Origin of the sequence: uncultured Dechloromonas sp. (assembly GCF_945957265.1) — a bacterium.
Taxonomy (GTDB): domain Bacteria; phylum Pseudomonadota; class Gammaproteobacteria; order Burkholderiales; family Rhodocyclaceae; genus Azonexus.
The window spans coordinates 1-9,131 of the sequence record NZ_CAMFKO010000062.1 but is presented as its reverse complement, the minus strand read 5'-3'; the positions used below and the strand labels follow the sequence as shown (position 1 = coordinate 9,131).

The 9,131-nt window shown below is 62.9% G+C and carries 10 protein-coding genes and 1 tRNA gene; 9 read left to right on the top strand and 2 right to left on the bottom strand.

All coding sequences use genetic code 11. The features are described 5' to 3' along the window. The 9 genes from Q0P59_RS19485 to Q0P59_RS19445 form a co-directional block, all read left to right on the top strand. A partial coding sequence (locus Q0P59_RS19485; RefSeq protein WP_295009516.1) for a PQQ-binding-like beta-propeller repeat protein occupies nt 1–511 on the top strand: 511 nt, incomplete at its 5' end. Next, the gene (der, locus tag Q0P59_RS19480) at nt 508–1,839 is read left to right on the top strand and encodes a ribosome biogenesis GTPase Der (RefSeq protein WP_295009514.1); all 1,332 of its coding nucleotides are present in this window, start codon (nt 508–510) and stop codon (nt 1,837–1,839) included. The genes Q0P59_RS19485 and der, both read left to right, overlap by 4 nt. An 80-nt stretch (nt 1,840–1,919) precedes the next feature. After that, the gene (gene hfq, locus Q0P59_RS19475) at nt 1,920–2,156 is read left to right on the top strand and encodes an RNA chaperone Hfq (protein WP_011288708.1); all 237 of its coding nucleotides are present in this window, start codon (nt 1,920–1,922) and stop codon (nt 2,154–2,156) included. A gap of 63 nt (nt 2,157–2,219) precedes the next feature. After that, nucleotides 2,220–3,374 carry a GTPase HflX gene (hflX, locus tag Q0P59_RS19470; RefSeq protein WP_295009510.1) on the top strand — a complete coding sequence of 385 codons (1,155 nt, stop codon included), beginning with the start codon at nt 2,220–2,222 and terminating at the stop codon, nt 3,372–3,374. Nucleotides 3,375–3,411: 37 nt separating this feature from the next. Next, on the top strand, nt 3,412–4,728 hold the full coding sequence (gene hflK, locus Q0P59_RS19465; protein WP_295009508.1) for an FtsH protease activity modulator HflK: 1,317 nt from the start codon (nt 3,412–3,414) through the stop codon (nt 4,726–4,728). Next, on the top strand, nt 4,728–5,615 hold the full coding sequence (gene hflC, locus Q0P59_RS19460) for a protease modulator HflC (RefSeq protein WP_295009506.1): 888 nt from the start codon (nt 4,728–4,730) through the stop codon (nt 5,613–5,615). The genes hflK and hflC overlap by 1 nt, the downstream gene beginning before the upstream one ends. Continuing rightward, nucleotides 5,612–5,797, top strand: coding sequence for a DUF2065 domain-containing protein (locus Q0P59_RS19455; RefSeq protein ID WP_150427733.1), 186 nt, complete (start codon nt 5,612–5,614; stop codon nt 5,795–5,797). Before hflC ends, Q0P59_RS19455 begins: the two co-directional genes overlap by 4 nt. Beyond that, nucleotides 5,794–6,948 (top strand): ATP phosphoribosyltransferase regulatory subunit, encoded by a 1,155-nt coding sequence (locus Q0P59_RS19450; RefSeq protein ID WP_295009503.1) that lies wholly within the window; start codon nt 5,794–5,796, stop codon nt 6,946–6,948. Before Q0P59_RS19455 ends, Q0P59_RS19450 begins: the two co-directional genes overlap by 4 nt. Nucleotides 6,949–6,952: 4 nt before the next feature. Further along, complete coding sequence (locus tag Q0P59_RS19445) at nt 6,953–8,260, top strand: adenylosuccinate synthase (protein WP_295009502.1); 1,308 nt, start codon at nt 6,953–6,955, stop codon at nt 8,258–8,260. 52 nt (nt 8,261–8,312) lie between these two features. On the opposite strand, the gene Q0P59_RS19440 is transcribed toward Q0P59_RS19445, so the two are convergent. Together Q0P59_RS19440 and Q0P59_RS19435 are read right to left on the bottom strand one after the other, a co-directional pair. Next, nucleotides 8,313–8,696 carry a hypothetical protein gene (locus tag Q0P59_RS19440; protein ID WP_295009500.1) on the bottom strand — a complete coding sequence of 128 codons (384 nt, stop codon included), beginning with the start codon at nt 8,694–8,696 and terminating at the stop codon, nt 8,313–8,315. 171 nt (nt 8,697–8,867) lie between these two features. Continuing rightward, nucleotides 8,868–8,952, bottom strand: a tRNA-Leu gene (locus Q0P59_RS19435). Nucleotides 8,953–9,131: the final 179 nt, after the last annotated feature.

The following is a 9,131-nucleotide window of genomic DNA, read 5'->3' as shown; positions in this document are numbered from 1 at the left end:
GCCGGTCTGGGAGGGCGCCGTCGCCTCGCCCAAGGGCGCAACGGAACTCGACCGCGTTGCCGACGTGGTGGCCACCCCGGTGGTCGATGGCCGCCAGATCTGCGCCGTCGCCTTCCAGGGACGGGTTGCCTGTTTCGACATGGGGCAGGGTGGCGCCATGGTCTGGTCGCGCGATATTTCGTCGGTCAGCGGCCTGGTCATGGATGGCCGCTATCTGTTCATTACCGATGACAAGGGGATCGTCTACGGTCTGGATCGCCTGTCCGGCAGCAGCCTGTGGAAGCAGGACAAGCTGAAGAACCGTCGCCTGTCGGCGCCGGTCATTCGTCGCGGCCTGGTGACAGTCGCCGACGGCGAGGGCACCATGCATTTCCTGTCGCGTGAAGACGGTAGCTTCGCGGCCCGCCAGACAACCGATGGCACGCCGGTTCGCGCGCCGCTGCAAGCGTTGGGTTCTGCCGTGCTGGTTCAGACAGCCGGTGGCGAAGTCCGCGCATTCGAGGTGCAATGAAACCTACGCTCGTCCTGGTTGGCCGTCCCAATGTCGGCAAGTCCACGCTCTTCAACCGCCTGACCAAGTCGCGCGACGCCATCGTCGCCGATCTGCCGGGGTTGACCCGCGATCGTCACTACGGTCACGGCAAGCTGGGCAAGAAGCCTTATCTGGTCGTCGATACCGGCGGTTTCGAACCGCTGGTCAAGGATGGCATCCTGCACGAAATGGCTCGCCAGACCGAGCAGGCGATTGCCGAGGCCGACGCCATCATCTTCGTGGTTGACGGTCGCACCGGCCTGACGCCGCACGACAAGGAAATCGCCAACAAGCTGCGGCGCATCGACCGCCCGGTCTTCGTTGCCGTCAACAAGGCCGAAGGCATGAATGCCGGCATGGTCGAGGCCGATTTCCACGAACTGGGCCTGGGCGAACCGAATGCCATTTCGGCCTCGCATGGCGAGGGCGTGCGCGGCCTGGTCGAAATGGCGCTGGAAAGCTTCCCCGAGCCGGAAGACGACGAATGGCATTCCGATGCGGTGCGCGTCGCCATTGTCGGCCGTCCCAACGTCGGCAAGTCCACGCTGATCAATACCTTGCTCGGCGAGGAACGCGTCATCGCCTTCGATGCGCCGGGTACGACCCGCGATTCGATCGAGATCGACTTTGAGCGCGGCGGCAGCAAGTACGTGCTCGTCGACACCGCCGGCATGCGCAAGCGCGGCAAGGTGTTCGAGGCGATCGAGAAATTCTCGGTGGTCAAGACGCTGAAATCCATCGAGGATGCCAACGTCGTGATCCTGATGGTCGATGCCCAGGCCGACGTTTCCGACCAGGATGCCCACATTGCCGATTTCATCGTGCAGTCGGGGCGGGCGCTGGTCGTCGCGGTCAACAAGTGGGACGGCCTGGATGCCTACACCCGCGAGCAGACCCGCCAGATCTTGCAGCGCAAGCTGAAATTCCTCGATTTCGCCAAGTTCCACTTCGTCTCGGCGCGCGAGAACATCGGCCTGGGAAATCTCTTCAAGTCGGTGGACGCAGCCTATTCGGCGGCCATGGCCAAGATGTCCACGCCGCGCCTGACGCGCGTGCTGATCGATGCCGTCGCCAAGCAGGCGCCGGCCAAGCACAACATGTTCCGGCCGAAGCCGCGCTACGCCCACCAGGGCGGTTCCAATCCGCCGATCATCGTCGTGCACGGCAATGCGGTCGACCACATCACCGACAGCTATCGCCGTTATCTCGAACACACCTTCCGCGAAGCCTTCAAATTGCAGGGGACGCCGTTGCGCATCCAGTTTGTCGCGGCGAAGAACCCGTTTGCCGACAAAGACAAGAAATAATCTGCAAATTTTTTGGCATCACCCCCCAAATTTGGGTACATTAGGACCCTCATAACAACTACCACCATGGAGTCCACACCATGAGCAACAAAGGGCAACTTTTACAAGACCCCTTCCTCAACGCGCTTCGTCGCGAGCATGTACCAGTGTCTATTTATCTGGTGAACGGCATCAAACTGCAGGGCCAGGTCGAGTCCTTCGACCAATACGTCGTTCTGCTCAAGAACACGGTTACCCAGATGGTCTACAAGCACGCCATTTCCACGGTGGTGCCGGCCCGTCCGGTCAACCTCCAGCAGGAACAGGCGGCCGAATAATCTGCCTCTTTTCAGCACCCCGCCGTTCCGGCGGGGCTGCGCTTCTCTCTCCCGGAAACGCCCATGATTGAACGACCCGCCGCCGGCGAACGTGCGGTGATCGTTCAACTCGACTTCGGTCAGCCCGATCTCGAGGATCAACTGGAAGAAGTCCGCCTGTTGGCCGAATCGGCGGGCGGCATCGTGGCAGCCGAGGTTCGCGGGCGACGCCAGAGCCCAGACCCGAAAACCTATGCCGGCAAGGGCAAGGTCGATGAAATCGGCGCCATGCTGGCTGCCGGAGATGCGGACCTGGTGATCTTCAATCACGATCTGTCGCCGGCCCAGCAGCGTAACCTCGAACGGGCGCTGAAATGCCGCGTCATCGACCGCACCAGTCTGATTCTTGACATCTTCGCCTTGCGCGCCTCCAGCGCCGAGGGCAAGTTGCAGGTCGAACTGGCCCAGCTCGAGCACCTGTCTACCCGCCTGGTCCGTGGCTGGACCCACCTCGAGCGGCAGCGCGGCGGTATCGGCATGCGCGGTCCGGGTGAAAAGCAGTTGGAAACCGACCGTCGCCTTTTGGGCAATCGTGTCAAGTTGCTGAAGGACAGGCTGACCAAACTGACCCGCCAACGCGGCGTGCAGCGCAAGGCGCGGATGCGTGGCGATGTCCTCAGCGTCTCGCTGGTTGGCTATACCAATGCCGGAAAGTCCACGCTGTTCAATGCCTTGACCCATGCCGGGGTCTATGCCGCCGACCAGTTGTTCGCGACGCTGGACACCACCTCGCGCAAGCTCTGGATTGCCGGTGCCGGCAATATCGTGATCTCCGATACGGTTGGCTTCATCCGCGACCTGCCTCACTCGCTGGTCGATGCATTTCATGCGACCCTGGAGGCGGCGGCCGATGCCGACGTCCTGTTGCATGTGGTCGATAGCGCGAGCCATGCGCGGGACGAGCAGATGAACGAAGTGAACAAGGTGCTGTCCGAGATCGGTGCCGAGCATGTGCGGCAAATCGTCGTCTGGAACAAGATCGACCTGACCGATGCCTCGCCGGGAGTCGATCGGGACGAGTATGGTAATATCGCGCGCGTTCGTGTCAGTGCGCGCTCCGGTGAGGGACTCGATCTGCTGCGCGAGTCGTTGGCCGAATATGCGCGCGCCAAGGCCGAGGCCCGACAAAAGGCATTGACTGAAGCAGAACGCGAAGCTCACAACGAATACATTAACTGAATCCCGACTATTCATGATTCCGACTCTAGGTATTTTCATGTCGCTCAATGACCCGCAGTGGGGCAATCGTGGTGGCGATGACGGCGACAAGCCCGGTGGCAACGGCCCGCGTCGCCCCAATGACGGACCTCCCGATCTGGAAGATCTGTGGCGCGATTTCAACCGCAAGCTGAACGGCATATTCGGCAACAAGCGCGGCGGCGGTGGGGGCGGGAATGGCGGTGGCGACGGCCCGCGCATGCCGCAGATCGATTTCAACCCGCGCTTCCTCGGTGGCGGCATCGGCCTGCTGCTGGGTCTGGCGGCGATCGTCTGGCTGGCCTCCGGCTTCTATATCGTCGATGCCTCGCAACGCGGCCTGGTTCTTCAGTTCGGCAGCTTCAAGGAGGCTACCGAGCCGGGCCTGCGCTGGCGTCTGCCCTATCCGATCCAGTCGCACGAACTGGTCAACCTGACTGGCGTGCGTACCATCGAAATCGGTTATCGCGGCAGCGAGCGCAACAAGGTGCTCAAGGAAGCCCTGATGCTCACCGATGACGAAAACATCGTGAACATCCAGTTCGCCGTCCAGTACGTGCTCAAGGACCCGGTCGATTACCTGTTCAACAACCGGTCGACCGACGAAGCGGTGATGGGCGCGGCCGAAACCGCCGTCCGCGAGATTGTTGGCAAGAGCAAGATGGACTTCGTGCTGTACGAAGGCCGCGAGCAGATCGCCACCCAGGCGGCCAAGCTGATGCAGGACATTCTCGACCGTTACCAGAGCGGCATCCTGATTTCCAAGGTCACGATGCAGAACGCCCAGCCGCCCGAGCAGGTGCAGGCTGCCTTCGACGACGCCGTCAAGGCCGGCCAGGATCGCGAGCGCCAGAAGAACGAAGGCCAGGCCTACGCCAACGACGTGATTCCCAAGGCCAAGGGTACGGCTGCCCGCCTGTTGCAGGAGGCCGACGGTTACAAGCAGCGCGTGATCTCGACGGCCGAGGGCGATGCATCGCGCTTCAAGCAGGTGGTGGCCGAGTATGCCAAGGCGCCGGAAGTGACGCGCCAGCGCATGTACCTGGATACCATGCAGCAGATTTTCGCCAATACCAGCAAGGTGCTGGTCGATGCCAAGGGGCAGGGCAATCTGCTCTACCTGCCGCTCGACAAGCTGATGCAGGCCACTGCCGCGGCAACGGCCGCCCAGGCGGCGCCGGAAGCCTCGGTGGCGCCGTCGACCGCCCGCCCGTCGGCGCCCTTGTCGTCCGACGCGCCGCCGCAGATGGAAAGTGCCCCCAAGGTGGGCGGCGGTGCGTATTCGTCTACTTCACGCGACGGTTCGTTGCGTTCGCGTGATCGGGAGGGTCGTTGATGAGCTCGCGCATGAATGTGTTGGGCGCGCTGGTCGCGACCGTCCTGGTGGTTCTGGCCATGTCGATGTTCACCGTCGACCAGCGTCAGTACGCACTGGTTTTCCAGCTTGGCGAAGTCAAGCGGGCGATTTCCGAGCCTGGCCTCTATTTCAAGGTGCCGATGGTCCAGAACGTGCGTTACTTCGAAAAGCGCATCATCACGCTGGATAACGCCGAACCGGAGCGTTTCATCACCTCCGAGAAGAAAAACGTGCTGGTCGATTCCTACATCAAGTGGCGCATCGTCGATCCCAAGCTGTACTACATCTCGGTCGGCGGCGACGAGTCGCGCGCCAAGACCCGCCTGAACCAGACCGTCAATGCCGGTTTGCGCGAGGAGTTCGGCAAGCGCACGGTGCATGACGTCGTCTCCGGCGAACGCGAGAAGATCATGGACAACATGCGCGAGAAGGCCGATGCCGATGCGCGCAAGATCGGCGTCCAGATCGTCGATGTCCGCCTGAAGCGCGTCGAGTTGCCGACGGAAGTCAGCGAAGCGGTCTATCGCCGCATGGAAGCCGAGCGCAAGCGGGTGGCCAACGAGCTGCGTTCCGAGGGTTCCGCCGAGGCCGAGAAGATCCGCGCCGATGCCGACCGCCAGCGCGAAATCATTGTTGCCGAAGCCTACCGCGATGCCCAGAAGATCAAGGGCGAGGGCGATGCCAAGGCAACCAATACCTATGCCCAGGCCTTTGGGCAGAATGCCGAGTTCTACGCCTTCTACCGCAGTCTTGAGGCCTATCGCGGCAGCTTCAGGAACAAGAACGACGTGCTGGTCGTCGAGCCGAGTTCCGAATTCTTCAAGTACATGAAGAGTACCGGGCGTGGAAACGACAAGGGCAAATGACCTCGACGCTGCTTCTCGCCTTCGCGCTGATGCTGGTGCTCGAAGGCGCCATGCCTTTCATCGCGCCGGCGGCCTGGCGTGAAACCTTTCGCCGCCTCATTCAATTTTCGGATGGGCAGATCCGCTTCGTCGGCCTGACGTCGATGCTGATCGGCCTGATCCTTCTGATGCTTTTCTCATGAACTGGCTGTTACCCGAATACCTTGCCGATGCGCTGCCCGCCGAGGCAGCCCGCATCGAGCGTTTGCGCCGCACGGTGCTCGACCACTTCCGCGGCCGCGGTTTCGAACTGGTCATGCCGCCCACGCTGGAATACCTCGAGTCGCTGCTGACCGGGGCCGGGCAGGATCTGAAACTGCGCACCTTCAAGCTGGTCGACCAGTTGTCCGGCAGGACGCTGGGCGTGCGTGCCGACATCACGCCGCAGGCGGCGCGCATCGATGCGCATCTCCTCAACCACCAGGGGGTCACCCGCCTGTGCTATTGCGGCAGCGTGCTGCATACGCTGCCGGCGACCATTTCCGCCAGCCGCGAGCCCTTGCAGATCGGCGCCGAGCTCTACGGTTACGCCGGCATCGCCGCCGACCTGGAAGTGGTTCGCCTGATGGCCGAGGCCTTCGACAAGATCAGGCTGCCGCTCAGCCGCATCGACCTCGGGCATGTCGGCATCTTCCGCGCGCTGGCCGAAGCGGCCGGCTTGCCGCAGGAGGCCGAGGGGAACCTGCTCAGCCTGCTCCAGGCCAAGGACGTGCCGGGACTGGCCGATGCCTGCGTCGATGTGCCGTCGCCCTACCGCGAGGCGCTGCAGCGTTTGCCGCATCTCTACGGTGGTGTCGAGGTGCTCGACGAAGCGGCGCGGACCCTGCCGGATTTGCCGGCCATCCGTGCGGCATTGGATAGCCTGCGTCACATTGCGGCGCAGGCGCCGGCCTTGCCGCTTTCATTTGACCTGTCGGACCTGCGCAGCTATCACTACCACAATGGGGTGATATTTGCGGCTTACTGCACCGGCTATCCGACGGCGATCGCGTCGGGTGGCCGTTACGACGGGGCCGGCAAGGCATTCGGACGGGCTCGCCCGGCCACCGGTTTCTCGATGGACCTGCGCGAAGTGGCGCGCCTGGTACCGGCCGGCAAGAGCGCGGGCGCAATCCTGGCGCCGCATGTCGGCCAGGATGGACGGCTGGCCGCCCATATCGCCGCGCTGCGCGACCAGGGCGAGATCGTCGTCGAACTGCTGCCGGCCGAAACCGCCTGCGAAGGGCCGTTCTGCGACCGCAAACTGGCGCTGGTCGGCGAACACTGGATTATTGAAGCAATACAAGAGGACTAGAAAAATGGCCAAGAATGTCATCGTGGTGGGCACCCAGTGGGGCGACGAGGGTAAGGGCAAGATCGTCGACTGGCTGACCGATCACGCCAGCGGGGTCGTGCGTTTTCAGGGCGGCCACAATGCCGGCCATACCCTGGTTGTCGGCGAGAACGTCTACAAGCTGAACCTGGTGCCGTCCGGCATCGTGCGTGATGGCGTCGATTGCTATATCGGTAACGGCGTCGTGCTCGACATCCATCACCTGATCTCGGAAATCGCCGAGCTGGAAAAGGGCGGCATCGACGTCCGTTCGCGCCTCAAGATCAGCCCGGGATGCCCGATCATCCTGCCGTACCACTCGGCCATCGACAAGGCGCGCGAAGGCGCCAAGTGCGCCGACAAGAAAATCGGCACGACCGGCAAGGGCATCGGCCCGACCTACGAGGACAAGGTTTCCCGCCGCGGCCTGCGCGTCTATGACCTGTTCCATCCCGAGCGTTTCGCCGAAAAGCTCAAGGAAGTCCTCGAGTACCACAATTTCGTGCTGACCCAGTATTTCAAGGCCGATCCGGTCGATTTCCAGACGGTCTACGACCAGGCCATGGCCGATGCGGAATACATCAAGCCGCTGGTCGTCGATGTCTCCGCCGCGCTCTACGACGCCAACAAGGCCGGCCAGAACATGCTGTTCGAAGGCGCGCAGGGCACGCTGCTCGACATCGACCACGGCACCTATCCCTTCGTTACCTCGTCCAACTGCGTGGCGGGCCAGGCAGCTGCTGGCGCCGGTATCGGCCCGGGCATGCTGCATTACGTGCTGGGCATCACCAAGGCTTACTGCACCCGCGTCGGCGGCGGCCCGTTCCCCAGCGAACTGGATATCGACACCGAAGGCACGCCGGGCCACCAGATGTTCAGCGTCGGCAAGGAATTCGGCACGGTGACCGGGCGCAAGCGTCGCTGCGGCTGGTTCGATGCCGCCCTGCTGCGCCGTTCGGCGCGCATCAACGGCCTGACCGGGCTGTGCATCACCAAGCTCGACGTGCTCGACGGCCTGAAGGAGATCAAGATCTGCACCGGCTACCAGCTGGGCGACAAGGTCGTCGATCTGCTGCCGATCGGCGCCGACGACGTGGCGCGCTGCGTGCCGATCTACGAAACGATGCCGGGCTGGGAAGGCACCACCTTCCGCGTCAAGCGCTGGGAAGACCTGCCGGTCAATGCGCAGGCCTACCTGAATCGCCTGGAGGAACTGTGCGAAGTGCCGATCGCCATCGTGTCGACCGGTCCGGAGCGCGACGAAACCATCCTCAAGCAGCATCCGTTCAAGTAAGCGAACGCTGCTTGCGCATGACACAACGGGCCCGGCGGGCCCGTTTTCTTTTTCAGCGGGCCGGTACGGCCTGCCAGCCTTCCGGGCAGGCGTTGGTGTAGGGGTAGTACTGGTCGGAGGAGCCGCAGTAGTACCAGACGCCGCTACGCGCCGGCGGAGCGACATAAACCGGGGCGGGAGGCGCGTAAACCGGGGCCGCATAGACCGGCGCCGGTGCGGCGTAGGCATTGTTGTAGGCTGCCGCGCCGATGGCCATGCCGGCAATGGCGAGTACCGCGGCCGGGCCAACCCAGCCGCCGCCGCGATGGTGGTGGTGCTCATGCATCGGCATGGGCGGGCGGAAATCGCCGCGGTGGCGCCCCCAGTCGGCCTGGGCTGATGTATTGAGGGTCATGGCCAGGGCGGCGGCCAGGCAGAGGGTGGCGGTCTTCTTCATGATTCGGCTCGATCGTTTGGACAAGCCGAATAACGCACCGCCCCGGTCGGCGATTACCGGTGCCGTGTACGCTTGTGTTAGCAATTGTTACCGCCGCTGCTGGAGCATGGGAAAGCCGTGCCCGGAAATGAAAAAAGGCTTCGATCGCTCGAAGCCTTTCATCAAAATCGCTGGTGCCCAGGAAGGGACTCGAACCCCCACGGAGTTACCCGCTAGTACCTGAAACTAGTGCGTCTACCAATTCCGCCACCTGGGCACAGATGCGAAGAGCGCGCATTTTACACGATTTTCGCGGGCTGTAAACATTTTTTGTGCCGAGATTGCATTCGGGGTTTTCGCGGGCGCTGTGAGACAATGCGCGCAGTCGTTCGGCGGAAGCCGAAATGAAAAAAGGCTTCGATCGCTCGAAGCCTTTCATCAAAATCGCTGGTGCCC